Origin of the sequence: Streptomyces sp. V3I8, from assembly GCF_030817535.1 — a bacterium.
Lineage (GTDB): Bacteria > Actinomycetota > Actinomycetes > Streptomycetales > Streptomycetaceae > Streptomyces.
Map to the genome: position 1 here is coordinate 7,037,834 of NZ_JAUSZL010000002.1, position 20,461 is coordinate 7,058,294.

The following is a 20,461-nucleotide window of genomic DNA, read 5'->3' on the forward strand; positions in this document are numbered from 1 at the left end:
CGCCCCCAGCATGACGGCGGCGTCCGGTGCCGGGGGCCGGACGCCGAAGGGCGGCCGCCCCCGTGGCAGCCGCCCTTCACCCCGACGCCGTTGCGTACGGCCGTCCGGCTACTTCTCGTCGAGCAGGTCCTGCACCCTGCCCCGCACCTCGTCGTTCGCGAGGCCGCGGATCGTCAGCGTCGTACGGCGGCGCAGCACGTCGTCCGCCGTCTCGGCCCACTCGTTGTCACGGGCGTACACGACCTGCGCCCAGATCTCGGGGGCGTCCTCGTGCACGCGCTCGGCCAGTTCCGGGTTCTCGCCCGCGAGCCGCGCGATGTCGAAGGCCAGCGAACCGTAGTGGGTCGCCAGGTGCCTGGCGGTCTCGGGGGCCATCCGCGGACCGGACGAGGGACCGTCCACCAGGAGCCGGTGCGCGACCGCGCGCGGGTTGGCGACACCCGGCAGCGGCAGCTTCTTCGGCAGCGCGGAGATCGGCTCGAAGTCCTCGCCGAGCGGCCGGCCCGGCAGCGACTCCAGCTGCTTCATGACGGTGCGGCCGATGTGCCGGAAGGTCGTCCACTTGCCGCCCGCGACGGACAGCATGCCGCCCCTGCCCTCGGTGACGACCGTCTCCCGCTTGGCCTTCGACGTGTCGCCGGGACCGCCCGGCAGCACCCGCAGCCCGGCGAAGGAGTACGTGATCAGATCACGGGTCAGCTGCTTGTCGCGGATGGAGAACGCGGCCTCGTCCAGGATCTGGGCGATGTCCTTCTCGGTGACCGCGACGTCCGCCGGGTCGCCCTCGTACTCCTCGTCGGTCGTGCCGAGCAGCAGCATGTCCTCCCAGGGGAGGGCGAAGGTGATGCGGTACTTGTCGATCGGCGTGGCCAGCGCGGCCTTCCACGGGGAGGTGCGCTTGAGGACCAGGTGCGCGCCCTTCGACAGGCGGATGGACGGCGCCGCGTGCTCGTCCTCCATCCTGCGCAGGTGGTCCACCCACGGCCCGGTCGCGTTCAGCACCAGGCGCGCCGAGACGCCGAACTCGTCACCGGAGAGCGTGTCCTTCAGCTCCGCGCCGGTCACCCGGCCCCGGGTGAACCGCAGGCCGGTGACCGCGGCGTGGTTGAGCACGGTGGCGCCCGAGTCGACGGCCGCGCGGACCGTCATCAGCGCCATCCGCGAGTCGTTCATCTGGTCGTCGCCGTACACGGCCACGGCCTTCAGGTTGTCCGTACGCAGCTCGGGGACGTCCTGCGCGGCCTTCGACGGCGAGAGCAGGTGTCCGACGCCGTCACCGAAGGCCGACAGCGCCGAGTACGCGAAGACACCCGCGCCCAGCTTCGCCGCGCCGTGCGGCCCGCCCTTGTACACGGGGAGGTAGAACGTGAGCGGGTTCGCCAGGTGGGGGGCCACCTGGCGGGAGACCGCACGGCGCTCGAAGTGGTTCTCCGCCACCAGCTTCACCGCGCCGGTCTGCAGGTAGCGCAGACCGCCGTGGAGCAGCTTGGAGGAGGCGGAGGAGGTCGCGCCGGCGAAGTCGCCGGCGTCGACCAGGGCCACCCGCAGACCCGACTGCGCGGCATGCCAGGCGGTGGAGATGCCCAGGATTCCGCCGCCGATCACCAGGAGGTCGTATGTCGCCTTGGACAGCTGCTCCCGGGTCTCGGCGCGGCCCACTGCCTTCAGTGCGAACGCGGTGGAGCCGTCGGCCGGGTGCGTCCCAAGAGCCGGGACACTCTGCAGGGGGGTCATTGCGAATTACTCCTCGTCCTCGATCCAGCCCATGGTCCGCTCGACGGCCTTGAGCCAGCTCTTGTACTCACGGTCACGGGTCTCCGCGGCCATGTTCGGGGTCCATTCCGCGGCCCGGCGCCAGTTGGCGCGCAGGTCCTCGGTGTTGGTCCAGAAGCCGACGGCGAGACCGGCGGCGTAGGCGGCGCCGAGGCAGGTGGTCTCGGCGACCATCGGGCGCACCACGGGGGCGTCCAGGACGTCGGCCAGGGTCTGCATCAGCAGGTTGTTGGAGGTCATGCCGCCGTCGACCTTGAGGGCCGTGAGCTCGACGCCGGAGTCCTTCGTCATGGCGTCGCTGATCTCACGGGTCTGCCAGGCCGTGGCCTCCAGGACGGCGCGCGCGATGTGCGCCTTGGTGACGTACCGGGTCAGGCCGGTGATCACACCGCGGGCGTCGGGGCGCCAGTACGGGGCGAACAGACCGGAGAAGGCCGGCACGAAGTACGCGCCGCCGTTGTCCTCGACCGACATCGCGAGCGTCTCGATCTCGGCGGCGGACTTGATCAGGCCCATCTGGTCGCGCATCCACTGGACGAGCGAGCCGGTGACGGCGATGGACCCCTCGAGGGCGTAGACCGGCTTCTGGTCGCCGATCTGGTACCCGACGGTGGTCAGCAGACCGCTGTAGGAGTTGATGAGCTTGTCACCGGTGTTCATCAGCATGAAGGTGCCGGTGCCGTACGTGGACTTGGCCTCGCCCTCGGAGAAACAGGTCTGGCCGAACAGGGCCGCCTGCTGGTCGCCGAGCGCCGAGGCGACCGGGATGCCGCCGAGCAGGTCGCCCAGCTTGCCGCCGGTGACCTCGCCGTACACCTCGGCGGAGGAGCGGATCTCCGGCAGCATCGCCATCGGGACACCGATGGACTCGGCGATCTTCGGGTCCCACTGCATGGTGTGCAGGTTCATCAGCATCGTGCGGGAGGCGTTGGTGACGTCGGTGACGTGCCGGCCGCCGTTCACACCGCCCGTCAGGTTCCAGATGACCCAGCTGTCCATGGTGCCGAAGAGGATGTCGCCGGCCTCGGCGCGCTCGCGCAGGCCCTCGACGTTGTCGAGCAGCCAGCGGGCCTTCGGGCCGGCGAAGTACGAGGCCAGCGGCAGGCCGGTCTCGCGGCGGAAGCGGTCCTGGCCGACGTTGCGGCCCAGCTCGCGGCAGAGCGCGTCGGTGCGGGTGTCCTGCCAGACGAGGGCGTTGTGGACGGGCTCACCGGTGTTCCTGTCCCACAGCAGCGTCGTCTCGCGCTGGTTGGTGATGCCGATGGCCTTGATGTCGTCGCGGGTGATGCCGGCCTTCTCGATGGCGCTTGCGACGACTTCCTGGACGTTGGTCCAGATCTCGGCGGCGTCGTGCTCGACCCAGCCCGGCTTCGGGAAGATCTGCTCGTGCTCCTTCTGGTCGACGGAGACGATGCGGCCGTCCCGGTCGAAGACGATGCAGCGGCTGGACGTGGTGCCCTGGTCGATCGCGGCGATGAAGGGGCCGGCGGTGTGCGCGTCGGTCACGGTGTGCTCCTGAGGTCCGTGGTCCTGAAAGTCCGTGGAGTTGCTGTCTGGCCGGCTTACGGCGTATCGCTTCCGGCTCCGGGCCGACGTCCGTCCCGTACCGGAGGGGCGTCGGCGCCGAGTGGTCGTGCGGCTCTAAGCAAATGCGACGTTGTAGATGCCCGCGGCGATCGCTCCGCCGATCAGCGGTCCCGCGACCGGGATCCAGGCGTAGCTCCAGTCCGACCCGCCCTTGTTCGGCAGGGGCAGCAGGGCGTGCACGATGCGCGGGCCGAGGTCACGGACCGGGTTGATCGCGTAGCCCGTCGGCCCGCCGAGCGAGAGGCCGATGCTCACGACCACGAAGGCGGTGATCAGCGCGCCGAGGGTACCGAGGCCCTTGCCGCTGTCGTTGAGCCCCTGGGTGAGGACCGCGAGCACCAGCACGATCGTGCCGATGATCTCCGTGGCGACGTTCTGCCACACGACCCTGATCTCCGGGCCGGTGGAGAAGACGCCGAGCACCGGACCCGCCTTGGCCTCCCGGGCCTCCACGGACTTGACGTCCTGCGCACCGGGGCCGCCCACGATCTCGCGGTCGGTGAGGTGCGCGAGAAACTGCCCGTAGTACGCGATCCACACGAGCACCGCGCCGATCATGGCGCCGAGGAGCTGGCCGGACCAGTAGGTCAGGACGTTGCTCCAGTCGTCGTCCTTGATCGCGATGCCGAGGGTGACGGCCGGGTTCAGGTGGGCGCCGGAGAGGGGCGCCGAGATGTACACGGCGGTCATCACCGCGAAGCCCCACCCGAAGGTGATGGCGAGCCACCCGGCGTTGCGTGCCTTGGAGGCCTTCAGCGTGACGGCGGCGCACACGCCACCGCCCAGCAGGATGAGCACGGCGGTACCTATGGTCTCGCCGATGAAGATGTCGGAGCTGGACACCCGCGACTCCTTTGTCCTTCGTCCAGGGAAAGGCGGACCCCGGGTCCCTCCGGTGGTCCGCGACCTCAGGTGAGGTCGTTGTCGGCCCTGCCCTTCTCACACTCTAACGCGTATTGCCGGTAGGTGTTCGACAATGCCGACCGATGGACGGGAGTCTTGCTCCGGCAATACCACCTCGTCAAGGCCTCTGTAGTCGAAAACACGATCGTTATTGACCGTTGTGACCGATCGAACGCCGCAGCGGCCACGCACCGTGCGCGACCAGGTGTGTCACGAGGCCGCCGGAGCACCGCGAAGGCCGGTACGTCGGCGACGTACCGGCCTTCCTTCCCCTGCTGGGGCGCGCGGACTCCCCGCGGCGCGAACGCGTGCCCGGACGGACCCGGCGCCGGACTCAGAAGCGTCCGGCGCCCAGGTCCCTGGAGACCGCGCGGGCGCAGTCGCGGACCGCGGCGACCAGGTCGGGACGGAGTTCGCCGTCCTTGCAGACGCGCTCCACCGCCCCCGTGACCCCCACCGCGCCGACGGGCATCCGCCGCTGGTTGTGGATGGGCGCGGCCACCGAGGCCACCCCCGTCCAGGTCTCCTCCACGTCGGCCGCGTACCCCCGCGCGCGCGTCAGGTCCAGGACGCCCTCGAACTCCTCGGGCGCGCTGACCGTGCGGGCCGTGAACTCCTCGCGCTCGGCGTCCAGCGCCTCGCTGTGCGCCACCGGGTCGTACGCCGACAGGACCTTGCCCAGCGCCGTGGAGTGCAGCGGCTGCATGGCCCCGACCTCCAGCACCTGCCGGCTGTCGTCGGGCCGGAAGACGTGGTGCACGATCAGTACGCCCTGCTGGTGCAGCACTCCCAGGTAGACGCTCTCGCCGCTGGAGCGGGCCAGGTCGTCGGTCCACACCAGGGCGCGCGCCCGCAGCTCGTGCACGTCGAGGTAGGTCGTCCCCAGCCGCAGCAGCTCGGCGCCCAGCTGGTAGCGCCCGGAGGGTCCGTCCTGCTCGACGAAGCCCTCCTGCTGCAGCGTGCGCAGGATCCCGTGGGCCGTGCCCTTCGCCAGGCCCAGCGACGAGGCGATGTCCGACAGGCCGAGCCGTCGCTCCCCGCCCGCGAGCAGCCGCAGCATCGCGGCCGCCCGTTCGAGCGACTGGATGTTCCGTGCCATCGCCGTCCTGCCCTCCGTCCCCTTGGACCGCCGGTCGCCGCTTCGCTGCCACCGTTCGGCAATGTCGAACATTACCGCTCGTCGTCGACCTCCCGCTAATGGGTGGTCATGATGCGTCGCGAACGCATCCTGACGGGCGCCGGGTACGGATCGTCCGTCCGCCCCGTGGACGTCCCCGCCCCAACGGCGTGGCCGCGGGCTACCCTGACGGCGTGCGCCTCCCACGAGAAGCGCAAAGCCGACAGCCGTCGCACCCCAGGGAGCATCTTCCATGGCCTCGTTGCCGAACCCGTCCCTTCCGTCCGAGTCCCGGTACAGCCGGACCCGAACCGACGCCCTGCGCGAGGCGCTCGCCACCCGGGTGGTGGTGGCCGACGGCGCGATGGGCACGATGCTCCAGGCACAGGATCCGACCCTCGAGGACTTCGAGAACCTCGAGGGCTGCAACGAGATCCTGAACCTCACGCGCCCCGACATCGTGCGCTCCGTCCACGAGGAGTACTTCGCGGTCGGTGTGGACTGCGTGGAGACGAACACCTTCGGAGCCAACCACGCGGCGCTGGGCGAGTACGACATCGCCGAGCGTGTCTTCGAACTCTCCGAGGCGGGTGCCCGTATCGCCCGCGAGGTCGCCGACGAGTTCACCGCCGCCACCGGGCAGCAGCGCTGGGTGCTGGGCTCGATGGGCCCCGGCACCAAGCTGCCGACCCTCGGCCACGCCCCGTACACCCTGCTGCGCGACGCCTACCAGCAGAACGCCGAGGGCATGATCACCGGCGGCGCCGACGCGCTGATCGTGGAGACCACGCAGGACCTGCTGCAGACCAAGGCGTCCGTGCTGGGCGCCCGCCGGGCCCTGGACGCCCTCGGCGTGGACCTGCCGCTGATCGTGTCCGTGACCGTCGAGACCACCGGCACCATGCTCCTCGGCTCCGAGATCGGGGCCGCGCTCACCGCGCTGGAGCCGCTCGGCATCGACATGATCGGCCTGAACTGCGCCACCGGGCCCGCCGAGATGAGCGAGCACCTGCGCTACCTGGCGCGCCACTCGCGCATCCCGCTGTCCTGCATGCCCAACGCGGGTCTCCCGGTCCTGGGCAAGAACGGCGCCCACTACCCGCTGACCGCACCCGAACTCGCCGACGCCCAGGAAACTTTCGTCACCGAGTACGGCCTCTCCCTGATCGGCGGCTGCTGCGGCACGACCCCCGAGCACCTGCGCCAGGTCGTCGAGCGGGTACGGGACCTGACCCCGGCCCACCGCGAGGCGCACCCCGAGCCCGGCGCCGCCTCGCTCTACCAGACCGTCCCGTTCCGCCAGGACACCGCCTACATGGCGATCGGCGAGCGCACCAACGCCAACGGGTCGAAGAAGTTCCGCGAGGCCATGCTGGAGGGCCGCTGGGACGACTGCGTGGAGATGGCCCGGGACCAGATCCGCGAGGGCGCGCACATGCTCGACCTGTGCGTCGACTACGTGGGCCGTGACGGCGTCGCCGACATGGAGGAACTGGCCGGCCGCTTCGCGACGGCCTCCACGCTGCCCATCGTCCTGGACTCCACCGAGGTCGAGGTCCTGCGGGCCGGGCTGGAGAAGCTCGGCGGGCGCGCGGTCATCAACTCCGTCAACTACGAGGACGGCGACGGCCCCGACTCGCGCTTCGCGAAGGTCACCCGGCTCGCGCAGGAGCACGGCGCCGCGCTGATCGCCCTGACCATCGACGAGGAGGGCCAGGCCCGCACCCCCGAGCACAAGGTCGCGATCGCCGAGCGGCTCATCGCCGACCTCACCGGCAACTGGGGCATCCACGAGTCGGACATCCTCATCGACACCCTGACCTTCACCATCTGCACCGGCCAGGAGGAGTCCCGCGGCGACGGCGTCGCCACCATCGAGGCCATCCGCCGGCTCAAGGAGCGCCACCCCGACGTCCAGACCACCCTGGGCCTGTCGAACATCTCCTTCGGCCTCAACCCGGCCGCGCGCGTCCTGCTCAACTCGGTGTTCCTGGACGAGTGCGTGAAGGCGGGCCTGGACTCGGCGATCGTGCACGCCTCGAAGATCCTGCCGATCGCCCGCTTCACCGAGGAGGAGGTCACCACCGCCCTCGACCTCATCCACGACCGCCGCCGTGAGGGCTACGACCCGCTGCAGAAGCTCATGGCGCTGTTCGAGGGGGCCACCACCAAGTCCCGCAAGGCGGGGCGCGCCGAGGAACTCGCCGCGCTGCCCCTGGACGAGCGGCTCAAGCGGCGCATCATCGACGGCGAGAAGAACGGCCTCGAACAGGACCTCGACGACGCCCTGAAGGAGCGCCCCGCCCTCGACATCGTCAACGAGACGCTCCTCGACGGCATGAAGGTGGTCGGCGAGCTGTTCGGCTCGGGCCAGATGCAGCTGCCGTTCGTGCTCCAGTCCGCCGAGGTCATGAAGACCGCGGTGGCCCACCTGGAGCCGCACATGGAGAAGACGGACGACGACGGCAAGGGCACCATCGTGCTGGCCACCGTGCGCGGCGACGTGCACGACATCGGCAAGAACCTCGTCGACATCATCCTGTCCAACAACGGCTACACCGTGGTCAACCTCGGTATCAAGCAGCCCGTCTCCGCGATCCTGGAGGCCGCCCAGGAACACCGCGCCGACGTCATCGGCATGTCCGGCCTGCTGGTCAAGTCCACGGTGATCATGAAGGAGAACCTGCAGGAGCTCAACCAGCGCAAGATGGCCGCCGACTACCCCGTCATCCTCGGCGGCGCCGCCCTGACCCGCGCCTACGTCGAGCAGGACCTCCACGAGATCTACGAGGGCGAGGTCCGCTACGCCCGCGACGCGTTCGAGGGCCTGCGCCTGATGGACGCGCTCATCGCGGTCAAGCGGGGGGTGCCCGGCGCGAGCCTGCCCGAGCTGAAGCAGCGCCGGGTCAGGGCCACCGCGCAGGCCGTCGTGGAGGAGCGCCCCGAGGAGGGCGTGACCCGCTCGGACGTCGCCACCGACAACCCCGTCCCCGAGCCGCCCTTCTGGGGCACCCGCGTCATCAAGGGCATCCAGCTCAAGGAGTACGCGTCCTGGCTCGACGAGGGCGCCCTGTTCAAGGGCCAGTGGGGCCTCAAGCAGGCGCGCACGGGCGACGGGCCCACCTACGAGGAGCTGGTGGAGACCGAGGGCAGGCCGCGGCTGCGCGGCCTGCTGGACCAGCTGCAGACCGGCAGCCTGCTCGAAGCGGCCGTCGTCTACGGCTACTTCCCCTGTGTGTCCAAGGACGACGACCTGATCCTGCTGGACGAGGGCGGCAACGAACGCACCCGCTTCACCTTCCCGCGCCAGCGCCGCGGCCGCCGGCTGTGCCTGGCCGACTTCTTCCGCCCGGAGGAGTCGGGGGAGATCGACGTGGTCGGCCTGCAGGTCGTCACCGTCGGCTCCCGGATCGGCGAGGAGACGGCGAAGCTGTTCGAGGCCAACTCCTACCGGGACTACCTCGAACTGCACGGCCTGTCCGTGCAGCTGGCCGAGGCCCTCGCCGAGTACTGGCACGCGCGCGTGCGCTCCGAACTCGGCTTCGCCGGTGAGGACCCGGCCGATGTCGAGGACATGTTCGCGCTGAAGTACCGCGGCGCCCGCTTCTCCCTCGGCTACGGTGCCTGCCCGGACCTGGAGGACCGCGCGAAGATCGCCCGCCTCCTGGAGCCCGAGCGCATCGGCGTCCACCTCTCCGAGGAGTTCCAGCTCCACCCGGAACAGTCCACCGACGCCATCGTCATCCACCACCCGGAGGCGAAGTACTTCAACGCCCGCTGAGGCGCCCCCGCTGAGGCGCCCCCGCAGGGGCGCCTCCAGGGGCGCGGGGAACTGCGCGAGCAACCACGACGCACCCGCACCCGGCAAAAAATCCCCAGCCCCCCGCGAGCCCTCCCCGCGAGCCCCCCCCGCAAGCCCTACGCAGGGGACCCGCCCGAAAAGGCGCCACGACGGACGGCGACGTACACTGGTCGGTCCAGTACAGGCCGGTCCCCGCCCCGGGACCGGCCTTCTCGTCCCCAGACGGAGGTGCGCCACATGACCAGTACGGTCCCCGCGTCAGGCATCCGTACGGCCGAGGGCTCCGCCCTGCAGGCCGTGCTTCTCGACATGGACGGCACCCTGGTGGACACCGAGGGCTTCTGGTGGGACGCCGAGGTCGAGGTGTTCGCGCAGCTGGGCCACACACTGGACGACTCCTGGCGCCACGTGGTGGTCGGCGGCCCCATGACCCGCAGCGCCGGCTTCCTCATCGAGGCGACCGGCGCCAAGATCACCCTCTCCGAGCTCACGGTGCTGCTGAACGACGGCTTCGAGAACCGCATCCGCCGTACCCTGCCGCTGATGCCGGGCGCCGCGAGACTTCTGGCCGAACTCGCCGCGCACCGCGTGCCCACCGCCCTGGTCTCCGCCTCGCACCGCCGCATCATCGACCGCGTCCTGGTGTCGCTGGGCGCCCAGAACTTCGGCCTCACCGTCGCAGGCGACGAGGTGGAGCGGACCAAGCCCTTCCCCGACCCGTACCTGTTCGCGGCCGCCGGACTCGGTGCCGATCCGGCCAGGTGCGTGGTCATCGAGGACACCGCGACGGGAGTTGCCGCGGCGGAGGCCGCGGGCTGCCACGTCGTGGCCGTGCCCTCGATCGCACCGATCGCGCCGGCAACGGGACGGACCGTCGTACCCTCCCTGGAACAGGTCGACCTGCCTTTTCTACGAGGCCTGATGACGCTAAAGCGCTAATCGTTCACCCACGGTGCACAAGGGAATGTGAAAAACCGCGTGGTAACGCCGGCGGATTTATTTGATCGTCTCCGGGCCCGTTCGGCCGGCCGAATTACGGTCCGCCCCAACGGAGTTGACCATGTGACGTTCGCCACTCCGCGGGGGGTCGACAGCATGCTCCCGATGTGTCGGGGAACCCGTTTCGGAGGTGTCGGGCGTTCCCTTCTGTCCTGGTTCGTAGGGCGCTGTACGAATCCTTCCACTGTCGGTTTTTCGGTGCGTCCACGCCCGGTTTCGCAGCGTGATGGACGTTCGGGTCCGGTACTTGCAGGACGCCGCACCGACGCGGACTAATCTCATCGCGAGAACATCGACGTGACCCCCGTTTCCCGTACGCAACACCCCGGCCCGCCGGGATAGCGGGATCTACAGCCCTGGAGAACTTCGAGCATGAACCGTAAGACTTTGGTGCTGCCGGCCGTGATCGGTCTGCTCGCGCCGGTCCTCGCCGCTTGTGGGGGTTCCGACAGCGGGGGCGAGGGTGCCAAGGCCATTGTCGTCGGCACCACCGACACGTTCACCGCCTCGAAGGAGACCCCGGCCCCGTTCGACCCGGCCTACGCGTACGACGTCGGCGCCTGGAACGTGCTGCGCCAGACGGTCCAGACCCTGGTGGCCATGCCCAACGGCGGCGGCGACCCGACTCCGGAGGCCGCCGAGGAGTGCGGCTTCACCGACTCGGGCAACGAGCGTTACGCCTGCACGCTGCGCAAGGACCTCAAGTTCTCCAACGGTGACCCGGTCACCGCCGAGGACGTGAAGTACTCCATCGAGCGCGCGCTGCGCATCAAGGCCGACACCGAGGTCTCCTCGCTGCTGTCGACGGTCGACACCGTCGAGACCAAGGGCGACCGCGAGGTGATCTTCCACCTCAACACCGCCGACGCGACCTTCCCGTTCAAGCTCTCCACGCCGGTCGCGGGCATCGTCAACCCCGACGAGTACGCGAAGAACAAGCTGCGCAACGGCCTCGAGGTGAGCGGCTCCGGCCCCTACAGCCTCAAGGCCGAGGCCGACGGCGACCAGGTCACCAAGATCGTCTTCACCAAGAACCCCTACTACAAGGGGATCTCGCAGGTGAAGAACGAGAAGGTCGAGCTGCGGTCCTTCGACGGGGCCGACGCCATGGGCGTCGCGCTCGACAAGGGCGACATCGACATGATGACCCGCACCATGTCGCCCGAGCAGATCAAGAAGCTGCAGAACGCCAAGGACAGCGATATCGATGTCATCGAGCAGCCCGGCCTCGAGATCCGCTACATCGGCTTCGACGTCGAGAAGCCGACGCTGAAGGAGAAGGCGGTCCGCCAGGCGGTCGCCCACGTCGTCAACCGCGGCGAACTGACCTCCAAGGTCTACGGATCCGGCGCCGACCCGCTGTACTCGATGGTCCCGGCCACGGTCACCGGCCACTCCAACTCGTTCTTCAACGAGTACGGCGAGCCGAGTGTCGCGCAGGCCAAGGCGGTGCTCGCCGAGGCGAACGTCACGACGCCGGTGAAGTTCACGATGAACTACACGACGGACCACTACGGCTCCGCCACCAAGACCGAGTTCGAGACGCTGCAGAAGCAGCTCAACGACACCGGCCTGTTCGACGTGGCCATCAAGGGCGAGAAGTGGGACACCTACCGCCCCAAGCAGCGTGAGGGCAAGTTCGCCGTCTACGGCATGGGCTGGTTCCCCGACTTCCCGGACGCCGAGACCTTCCTGACGCCGTTCCTGGACAAGGACAACACCATCGCGTCGCCGTACGTGAACACCCGCATCCGCAACCAGCTGATCCCCGAGTCCCGCCGCGAGGCCGACCGGCTCACCGCCTCGAAGAGCATCGACGAGATCCAGAGCATCGTCGCCAAGGACGTCCCGCTGCTGCCGCTGTGGCAGGGCAAGCAGTACGTCGCCGTACGGGACGACATCACCGGCGCCGAGTACGCGATCAACTCCTCCGCCACGCTCCAGCTGTGGGAGCTGGGCCGCGGAGTGGGCAGCAACTGACCCACCGGGCAACGAAACGGCCGGTCCCGCCGTCGAGGCGGGGCCGGCCGTTCGCGTGTGCCGTGCCTCCCGCGCCCGCCCACCGGCATGCCCGCACGGACGGGTACCGGTGGGACGACGCGGGAGAGGGCCGCCCCCTTCGGCCGGGGACGGCCCTCTCCCGTCATGTGGAGCCCCTGCGGGCCCGTGGCGCGCTCACTGCGCGCCGGGACGCACCAGACCGCTCTCGTACGCGTAGACGGCGGCCTGCACCCGGTCCCGCAGCCCCAGCTTGGTCAGGACGTGGCCCACATGTGTCTTGACCGTGGTCTCGCTGACGAACAGGTCGGCGGCGATCTCCGCGTTCGACAGGCCGCGCGCCACCAGCTTCAGCACCTCGACCTCGCGGTCGGTGAGCGTGTGCAGGGTGTCCGGCACGGGCTCGTCGCCCGACGGCAGATGGCCCGCGTACTTGTCGAGCAGCCGGCGGGTGATGCTCGGCGCCAGCATGGCCTCACCCGCGGCCACCACCCGGATCGCCTGCACCAGTTCGTTGGCCGGCGCGTCCTTCAGGAGGAAACCGCTGGCACCGGCGCGCAGGGCCTCCACCACGTACTCGTCGAGGTCGAAGGTCGTCAGGACGAGCACCTTCGCCGGACCGTCCCGGCCGGGGCCGGTGATCTGCCGGGTCGCCTCGACCCCGTCCATCCTCGGCATACGGATGTCCATCAGAACCACATCGGGCTGCAGGGCACGCACCTGATCGAGTGCCTGGAGACCGTCACCGGCCTCGCCGACGACCGCGATGTCCTGCTCGGCCTCCAGGATCATCCGGAAGCCGGTGCGCAGCAGCGGCTGGTCGTCGACCAGTAGGACGCGGATGGCCACGTGAGTCTCCTTCGCTAGTCCGGCCCCATTCTGCCCTGCGCACACCACCCGGCCCGCCGCCGGGGAGCCCGGCGGGCGGGAACGCGACGACCGGGTCCGGCGGGCCGGCGGGCCGGAGGGCTAGTGGGCTTCGCCGGATCCGGGCGTCCGCACCGGCAGCGGATACGGCGGGGGAGTGCCGCCGAACTCCGGGCAGACCGCGCGGTGGTCGCACCAGCCGCACAGCTTGGTGGGCCGCGGACGCCAGTCGCCGGTCTCCGTGGCGAGCCGGATCGCCTCCCACAGCGAGTGCAGTTTGCGCTCCACCCGCTCCAGATCGGCCGGCACCGGGTCGTACGTGAGCACGTCGCCGCTGCCGAGGTAGACGAGCTGGAGCCGGCGCGGGACGACCTGCTTCAGCCGCCACACCACGAGGGCGTAGAACTTCATCTGGAACAGCGCGCCCTCCGCGTACTCCGGGCGCGGGGCCTTGCCCGTCTTGTAGTCGACGATCCGCACGTCACCGGTGGGCGCCACGTCGACGCGGTCGATGATGCCGCGCAGTCTCAGGCCCGAGTCGAGCTGCGCCTCCACGAAGAGCTCGCGCTCGGCCGGTTCGAGACGGGTCGGGTCCTCCAGGGTGAACCAGCGCTCGACCAGCCGCTCGGCCTCACCGAGCCAGCGCGCCAGCCGCTCGCCCGCGGTCTCCTCGTCCGAGTCCGCGAACAGCTCGGCGAGTTCGGGTCGCGCCTCCCGCAGCCGGTCCCACTGCCCGGGGATCAGTGCCTTCGCCCGCGGCGCGGTCCGCTCGCCGGCGGGGGAGTCGAAGAGCCGCTCCAGCACGGCGTGCACGAGGGTCCCCCGGGTCGCCGCCTCGCTCGGCTTCTCGGGCAGCTTGTCGATGACCCGGAACCGGTAGAGCAACGGGCACTGCATGAAGTCACCGGCCCGGGACGGTGACAAGGACGCGGGAGGCGCCGCCACCCGCCCGGCCGAGCCGCCGCCGGACGCCGTGCCCGGGGCCCCCGTGCCCCGCAGGGCACCGCCCGCGGCATCCGCGCCACCCCGCGCGCCGTCGTCCGTGCCGGCATCCGCCGCCTCGCCCGCCGCCCGGCTCCGGTCGCCGACGGCCCCACCGGCGTCCGCCGGTCCGTCCGCCGGTCCGTCCGCGGGACCGGCGGGCCGAGCCTGCGAGTCCCGGTCCGACCCGGCCTCGGCGCCGGGAGCCGTGGCGGACTCCACGGCTGCTTCCGCCGGCTCGGCCGGCGACGCGCCCGCCGTGGCCGCGGACTCGGGCGGCCGGGCCGTTCCCGGGCCGGCCGGGACGGTGCCGTCGGTGCTGGTTTCCATGACGTCAGACCTTACGACCCGCCACCGACAGCGCGACACACGGTGACCTGCGCATCGCACACCCGTACGGGAAACGGAGGGGGTGCCGACGCCGAACATGCCGCAACGGCCGCATACCATCGACCGGAAGACCTCTCGCATGCATGATCGCGAGCGGGACACGCGTCGAACGAGGGGACATCGTGGACGAGAGCGGCGGGAGCGGGCAGCCGCGATCCGGCACGGACGAGGCGGACGGGCGCCGCACGGGGCAGCCGCGACCCGGCGACCCGGCGGCCACGACGGCCCGGCCGCCCTCCGGCCAGGAAGCGGCCGGCACCGGGACCCCGGCGGAACAGCCCGGCCCGGCCCGCCCCGAGCCGGCCGGGGAGGCCGCCGCGGCACGCCTCCGGAAGGAACCCGCCGCCGAGAACGTCCCGGCTGCAGATCCCGACGAGCAGCCCCAGCCACAGCCCCAGCAGCCCGTCCCGCCGGCGGACACGGGTGGCCACCCCGTCCCGCCGCCGCCCCCCGCGGACGCGCCGGCCCACGGCCGCACGCCCCTCCAGCCCCACGGCACCCACCGCGCCGAGGCCCACACCTCCCACCCCGCCCCCGGGCCCGGCGGCAAGAAGGGCAGGCGGGGCCCCGGCACCAAGCGGTCCAAAGAGCCCGGCGGCGGCCTCCTCATGGGCCGCCCCTTCGGCGTACCCGTGTACGTGGCCCCCAGCTGGTTCCTCGTCGCCGCACTCATCACCTGGGTCTTCGGCGGCCAGCTCGAGCGCGTCCTGCCCGAACTGGGCATGGCCCGCTACCTCGTCTCGCTGTTCTTCGCCGTCGCCTTCTACGCCTCCGTGCTCGTCCACGAACTGGCCCACACGGTCGCGGCCCTGCGCTTCGGACTGCCGGTGCGCCGTATCCAGCTGCAGTTCTTCGGCGGTGTCTCGGAGATCGAGAAGGAGTCCGAGACGCCCGGCCGCGAGTTCGTCCTCGCCTTCGTCGGCCCTTTGCTCTCACTGATCCTCAGCGGCCTCTTCTACGTCGCGCTCCAGGCCGTCGAACCGGGCACCGTCCCGGGCGTCCTGCTGGCCGGCCTGATGATCTCGAACCTGATCGTCGCCGCGTTCAACCTGCTCCCCGGCCTGCCCCTCGACGGCGGCCGCATGCTCCGGGCGGTCGTCTGGAAGATCACCGGCAGGCCCATGAGCGGCACCGTCGCCGCCGCCTGGGTCGGCCGCGCCCTCGCGATCACCGTCCTCATCGGCCTGCCCCTGCTCACCCACTCCGGTGCGCTCGGCGCGGACGCCGAGGACATCGGCGGCATGGACACCGTCATGGACGCCCTGCTCGCCGCGATCCTCGCCGCCATCATCTGGACCGGCGCCGGGAACAGCCTCCGCATGGCCCGGCTGCGCGAACACCTGCCCGACCTGCGGGCCCGCGCCCTCACCCGGCGCGCGGTCCCGGTGGAGACCGACACCCCGCTCTCCGAGGCGCTGCGCCGGGCCAACGACGCCGGCGCCCGCGCCCTCGTCGTGGTGGACCCCGACGGCGAACCCCTCTCCCTCGTCCGCGAGGCCGCCATCGTCGGCGTCCCCGAACACCGCCGCCCCTGGGTCGCCGTCAGTGGACTCGCCCAGGACCTCACGGACGGCATGCGGGTCTCCGCCGAACTCGCCGGCGAGGACCTCCTGGACGTACTGCGCGCGACCCCGGCCACCGAGTACCTCGTGGTGGAGGACTCCGGCGAGATCTACGGAGTCCTCTCGGCGGCGGACGTGGAGAAGGCCTTCGTCAGCGCCATGGCCCGCCCGAGCTGACCGGCGCGCGCCGCGAGGGCACGGGGAAGCGCGCGGCCGGCCGGGGCGGCCCCGCACCGCGCCCTCCACGGTCCCGGGCACAGCCGGACCCTGGTCGGCGCCCTCCGCAATCGCCGGTAGGCTGGGTCACATGTCCGAACCGACCGGTGCCGCCCGCCGACGCGGGCCCTTCAAGGTCGGGGACCAGGTACAGCTGACCGACCCCAAGGGCCGCCACTACACGTTCACGCTCGAAGCGGGGAAGAACTTCCACACCCACAAGGGTTCCTTCCCGCACGACGAGCTGATCGGCGCACCCGAGGGCAGCGTTGTCCGCACCACGGGGAACGTCGCCTATCTGGCACTGCGCCCCCTGCTCCCCGACTTCGTCCTGTCCATGCCCCGCGGCGCCGCCGTGGTCTACCCCAAGGACGCGGGGCAGATCCTGGCCTTCGCCGACATCTTCCCCGGCGCACGCGTCGTCGAAGCCGGTGTCGGCTCCGGCTCGCTCAGCACCTTCCTGCTCCGCGCCGTCGGCGACCAGGGCATGCTGCACTCCTACGAGCGCCGCGAGGACTTCGCGGAGATCGCCCGGCAGAACGTGGAGCGCTACTTCGGCGGCCCCCACCCCGCCTGGCAGCTCACCGTCGGCGACCTCCAGGACAACCTGTCGGACACCGAGGTCGACCGCGTCGTCCTCGACATGCTCGCCCCCTGGGAGTGCCTCGAGGCGGTCTCCAAGGCGCTCGTGCCCGGCGGCATCGTCTGCTGCTACGTGGCGACCACCACCCAGCTCGCCCGGACCGTCGAGTCCATCCGCGAGATCGGCTGCTTCGCCGAGCCGACCGCCTGGGAGTCGATGGTCCGCAACTGGCACATCGAGGGCCTGGCCGTCCGCCCCGACCACCGGATGATCGGCCACACCGGCTTCCTGCTCACCGCCCGCCGCCTCGCGGACGGCGTCGAGCCGCCCGTGCGCCGCCGCCGCCCCTCCAAGGGCGCGTACGGCGAGGACTACTCCGGTCCGAACGCCGACGGTGGAGCCCCCGGCCGCTGAGACGGCGGCCCGCGTCCCGGTACCGCACCCAACGCGCGACCACCGTGGCCGAGTTCCCGAGGACCCCTCGGAACTCGGCCACAGCACGTTTCCCCTGACGTTCCGCCATCACCGCCGACCCCACCGTTCCCCTGCGGTGTGACGTGTGGCACCATGCTGGCCACCCCACCGGCACAGCCCTCGCAGGAGACACTTCCTAGTGCAGCACTCCGCCGTCCCGGAACTGGCCCACACGCACACCCGCCCGATCCACTGGGTCGCCACCGCAACAGCGCTCGCCGCGGTCGTCGCGGCCTCCGCCTTCCTGCAGCCCGACGCGGCCACGGCCGCCCAGCACGGCACGGAGGCGAAGGCGGCCCCGGCCGCCGCGGCGCCCCCGGACCCGGCCCGGGCGGACTTCCCCCTCGACTGCGGACCTGCGAAGGTACTCGTCCAGAAGAAGGCCTCGGGCGACCTCGACGGCGACGGCCTCCCCGAGACGGTCGCCGTCGTGCGCTGCGACGCCGGCTCGGGCACCCCGCCCAGCGGCGTCTACGTCCTCACCGGGACCGCGGGCGCCTCGAAGCCCCGCGTCGTCGCCACCCTCGTCGATCCGAAGGACCGGCTGTCCGTCAAGGACTTCACCCTCCGCGACGCCACGGTCACCGCGACCCTGCTCGGCTACTCCTCGCCCGACATACCCAGTTGCTGCCCCGACGTGAACGAGGGCGCCAAGTGGCAGTGGAAGAACGGCGCATTCATCCGCTCGACACCGCCCGCGGCCCGGAGCATGTGAGAAGAAAGACAAGTGCCCCGAACCGGACACCGGGCGCCGGGCGGCGCCGGGTGCCCGTCCGCTCACTCCGCGTCCGGACCGTAGACCTCGACGCTGTCCGACACGCGGCGTACGTGGATGCAGTCGCCCGGACATTCCTTCGCGGAGTCGGCCACATCACGCAGCAGCGTCAGGGGCACGGGCGTTGTCGCACCCGGAGTCTGCAGGAGCTCGTCACCGGGACTCTTCACGTACGCCAACCCGTCGATGTCCAGTTCGAACACCTCGGGCGCGTACTGCGCACAGATTCCGTCACCGGTGCACAGGTCCTGGTCGATCCAGACCTCGAGCGCCTCGCCGTCGACTCCGGCTTCCTGCTGCACGGTCATCTTCTCCTGCCATTTCCTGCGCCGAGCGACCCGAAAGCCGGGAATCGGGCCAGCTCTGACGGGTGTTGAACACTTCGACCCTACCTCTGTCGGCTTCCCGGGCATGTTGGGTGGGTATTCCACTGGCGTGAGGGAGAGCGCAAGGGTGAAGATCGGACACACCCCGACGGTCTTTGTGATCTAGGGGTTTCAATCGACACCCACCCAGGTAGGGTCTGGAAGCGTCCAGCTCCCCTTGGAGGAGGTGAGGACCGTGGCAGCCCACGACGACGACATGAACCGCGGCATCCGCCCGGGACGAGGGTCCGACGACCCGTCCGGGCAGATTGCCTACCTTGAGCAGGAGATCGCCGTCCTGCGACGCAAGCTCGCCGACTCTCCGCGACACACGAGGATTCTCGAAGAGCGGATCGTCGAGCTGCAGACAAACCTGGCCGGCGTGTCCGCGCAGAACGAGCGGCTCGCAGGCACCCTCCGAGAGGCCCGCGACCAGATCGTGGCGCTCAAGGAGGAGGTCGACCGGCTCGCGCAGCCGCCGGCCGGATTCGGTGTGTTCCTCATGGCGAACGAGGACGGCACCGCCGACATCTTCACCGGAGGCCGCAAACTCCGCGTGAACGTCAGCCCCGGCGTCGAGCTCGAAGAGCTCAGGCGCGGCCAGGAGCTGATGCTCAACGAAGCCCTCAACGTGGTCGAGGCCATGGAGTACGAGAGCGTCGGCGACATCGTCACCCTCAAGGAGATCCTCGAGGACGGCGAACGCGCCCTCGTGCAGGGGCACACCGACGAGGAGCGGGTGGTGCGGCTCGCCGAGCCGCTGCTGGACATCACCATCCGCCCCGGCGACGCCCTGCTCCTCGAACCACGCTCCGGCTACGTCTACGAGGTCGTGCCCAAGAGCGAGGTCGAAGAGCTCGTCCTCGAAGAGGTCCCGGACATCGGCTACGAGCAGATCGGCGGTCTGGGCGGCCAGATCGAGATGATCCGCGACGCGGTCGAGCTCCCGTACCTCTACCCGGACCTGTTCAAGGAGCACGAACTGCGTCCGCCCAAGGGCGTCCTGCTCTACGGCCCCCCCGGCTGCGGCAAGACGCTCATCGCCAAGGCCGTCGCGAACTCGCTGGCCAAGAAGGTCGCCGAGGTCACCGGCCAGGCCACCGGCAAGAGCTTCTTCCTCAACATCAAGGGCCCCGAGCTCCTCAACAAGTACGTCGGTGAGACCGAGCGGCAGATCCGCCTCGTCTTCCAGCGTGCCCGGGAGAAGGCCAGCGAGGGCACCCCCGTCATCGTCTTCTTCGACGAGATGGAATCCCTCTTCCGCACCCGTGGATCAGGCGTCAGCTCGGACGTGGAGAACACCATCGTCCCGCAGCTGCTCGCCGAGATCGACGGCGTGGAGGGCCTGCAGAACGTCGTGGTCATCGGCGCCTCCAACCGCGAGGACATGATCGACCCCGCCATCCTGCGCCCCGGCCGCCTCGACGTGAAGATCAAGATCGAGCGTCCGGACGCCGAAGCGGCCAAGGACATCTTCGCCAAGTACCTCACCGAGCGCCTCCCGCTGCACCCCGACGACGTCGGCGAGCACGGCGGCAGCAAGTCCACCACCGTCCAGAGCATGATCCAGACAGCCGTCGAGCACATGTACACCGAGTCCGAGGAGAACCGCTTCCTCGAGGTCACGTACGCCAACGGCGACAAGGAAGTCCTGTACTTCAAGGACTTCAACTCCGGCGCCATGATCGAGAACATCGTCGGCCGCGCCAAGAAGATGGCGATCAAGGACTTCCTCGAGCACAGCCAGAAGGGCCTGCGGGTCTCCCACCTGCTCCAGGCCTGCGTGGACGAGTTCAAGGAGAACGAGGACCTGCCCAACACCACCAACCCGGACGACTGGGCCCGGATCTCCGGCAAGAAGGGCGAACGGATCGTCTACATCCGCACGCTCATCACCGGAAAGCAGGGCGCGGACACCGGACGCTCCATCGACACGGTGGCGAACACCGGTCAGTACCTGTAAAAGACAGGGTGGCTGCGGGTGCCCTCACCGGGTACCCGCAGCCGACTGTTTTCCGGGGCACAGCTGGAGCTGAGCAATGACGCAAATGATCTCCCCACCAGCGCAG

The 20,461-nt window shown here is 70.5% G+C and carries 14 protein-coding genes; 7 read left to right on the forward strand and 7 right to left on the reverse strand.

Going from position 1 to position 20,461, the window contains the following annotated elements; genetic code table 11:
• Positions 1 to 108 precede the first annotated feature (108 nt).
• From QFZ75_RS31105 to QFZ75_RS31120, 4 genes are all read right to left on the reverse strand, one after another.
• Positions 109 to 1,734 (reverse strand): glycerol-3-phosphate dehydrogenase/oxidase, encoded by a 1,626-nt coding sequence (locus tag QFZ75_RS31105; protein WP_307542203.1) that lies wholly within the window; start codon positions 1,732 to 1,734, stop codon positions 109 to 111.
• 6 nt (positions 1,735 to 1,740) lie between these two features.
• The gene (glpK, locus tag QFZ75_RS31110; RefSeq protein ID WP_307542204.1) at positions 1,741 to 3,279 is read right to left on the reverse strand and encodes a glycerol kinase GlpK; all 1,539 of its coding nucleotides are present in this window, start codon (positions 3,277 to 3,279) and stop codon (positions 1,741 to 1,743) included.
• 135 nt (positions 3,280 to 3,414) lie between these two features.
• Positions 3,415 to 4,203: an MIP/aquaporin family protein gene (locus tag QFZ75_RS31115; protein WP_307542205.1), complete on the reverse strand. Its 789-nt coding sequence runs from the start codon at positions 4,201 to 4,203 to the stop codon at positions 3,415 to 3,417.
• A 394-nt stretch (positions 4,204 to 4,597) separates the two neighbouring features.
• Positions 4,598 to 5,362: an IclR family transcriptional regulator gene (locus QFZ75_RS31120; protein WP_307542208.1), complete on the reverse strand. Its 765-nt coding sequence runs from the start codon at positions 5,360 to 5,362 to the stop codon at positions 4,598 to 4,600.
• A gap of 271 nt (positions 5,363 to 5,633) precedes the next feature.
• Between QFZ75_RS31120 and metH the strand changes: the two genes are divergently transcribed.
• The 3 genes from metH to QFZ75_RS31135 all read left to right on the forward strand — a co-directional run bounded on the left by metH (position 5,634) and on the right by QFZ75_RS31135 (position 12,161).
• Positions 5,634 to 9,161: a methionine synthase gene (metH, locus tag QFZ75_RS31125; RefSeq protein ID WP_307542210.1), complete on the forward strand. Its 3,528-nt coding sequence runs from the start codon at positions 5,634 to 5,636 to the stop codon at positions 9,159 to 9,161.
• Positions 9,162 to 9,419: 258 nt separating this feature from the next.
• On the forward strand, positions 9,420 to 10,121 hold the full coding sequence (locus QFZ75_RS31130; RefSeq protein ID WP_307542211.1) for an HAD-IA family hydrolase: 702 nt from the start codon (positions 9,420 to 9,422) through the stop codon (positions 10,119 to 10,121).
• A 432-nt stretch (positions 10,122 to 10,553) separates the two neighbouring features.
• On the forward strand, positions 10,554 to 12,161 hold the full coding sequence (locus QFZ75_RS31135; protein ID WP_307542214.1) for an ABC transporter substrate-binding protein: 1,608 nt from the start codon (positions 10,554 to 10,556) through the stop codon (positions 12,159 to 12,161).
• A gap of 195 nt (positions 12,162 to 12,356) precedes the next feature.
• Here QFZ75_RS31135 and QFZ75_RS31140 read toward each other — a convergent pair whose 3' ends face one another.
• Both QFZ75_RS31140 and QFZ75_RS31145 read right to left on the reverse strand, forming a co-directional pair.
• Complete coding sequence (locus tag QFZ75_RS31140; protein ID WP_030356234.1) at positions 12,357 to 13,028, reverse strand: response regulator transcription factor; 672 nt, start codon at positions 13,026 to 13,028, stop codon at positions 12,357 to 12,359.
• A gap of 120 nt (positions 13,029 to 13,148) precedes the next feature.
• Positions 13,149 to 14,045, reverse strand: coding sequence for a RecB family exonuclease (locus QFZ75_RS31145; protein WP_307544912.1), 897 nt, complete (start codon positions 14,043 to 14,045; stop codon positions 13,149 to 13,151).
• A 494-nt stretch (positions 14,046 to 14,539) separates the two neighbouring features.
• Here QFZ75_RS31145 and QFZ75_RS31150 point away from each other — a divergent pair, with 494 nt between their 5' ends.
• The 3 genes from QFZ75_RS31150 to QFZ75_RS31160 all read left to right on the forward strand — a co-directional run bounded on the left by QFZ75_RS31150 (position 14,540) and on the right by QFZ75_RS31160 (position 17,967).
• Positions 14,540 to 16,156 (forward strand): site-2 protease family protein, encoded by a 1,617-nt coding sequence (locus tag QFZ75_RS31150; RefSeq protein WP_307542217.1) that lies wholly within the window; start codon positions 14,540 to 14,542, stop codon positions 16,154 to 16,156.
• Between the two features lie 130 nt (positions 16,157 to 16,286).
• On the forward strand, positions 16,287 to 17,192 hold the full coding sequence (locus tag QFZ75_RS31155; protein WP_307542219.1) for a tRNA (adenine-N1)-methyltransferase: 906 nt from the start codon (positions 16,287 to 16,289) through the stop codon (positions 17,190 to 17,192).
• Between the two features lie 199 nt (positions 17,193 to 17,391).
• On the forward strand, positions 17,392 to 17,967 hold the full coding sequence (locus tag QFZ75_RS31160; protein ID WP_307542221.1) for a hypothetical protein: 576 nt from the start codon (positions 17,392 to 17,394) through the stop codon (positions 17,965 to 17,967).
• A gap of 62 nt (positions 17,968 to 18,029) precedes the next feature.
• On the opposite strand, the gene QFZ75_RS31165 is transcribed toward QFZ75_RS31160, so the two are convergent.
• The gene (locus QFZ75_RS31165) at positions 18,030 to 18,335 is read right to left on the reverse strand and encodes a ferredoxin (protein ID WP_189779315.1); all 306 of its coding nucleotides are present in this window, start codon (positions 18,333 to 18,335) and stop codon (positions 18,030 to 18,032) included.
• A 253-nt stretch (positions 18,336 to 18,588) separates the two neighbouring features.
• Between QFZ75_RS31165 and arc the strand changes: the two genes are divergently transcribed.
• On the forward strand, positions 18,589 to 20,355 hold the full coding sequence (arc, locus tag QFZ75_RS31170; protein ID WP_307542225.1) for a proteasome ATPase: 1,767 nt from the start codon (positions 18,589 to 18,591) through the stop codon (positions 20,353 to 20,355).
• Positions 20,356 to 20,461: the final 106 nt, after the last annotated feature.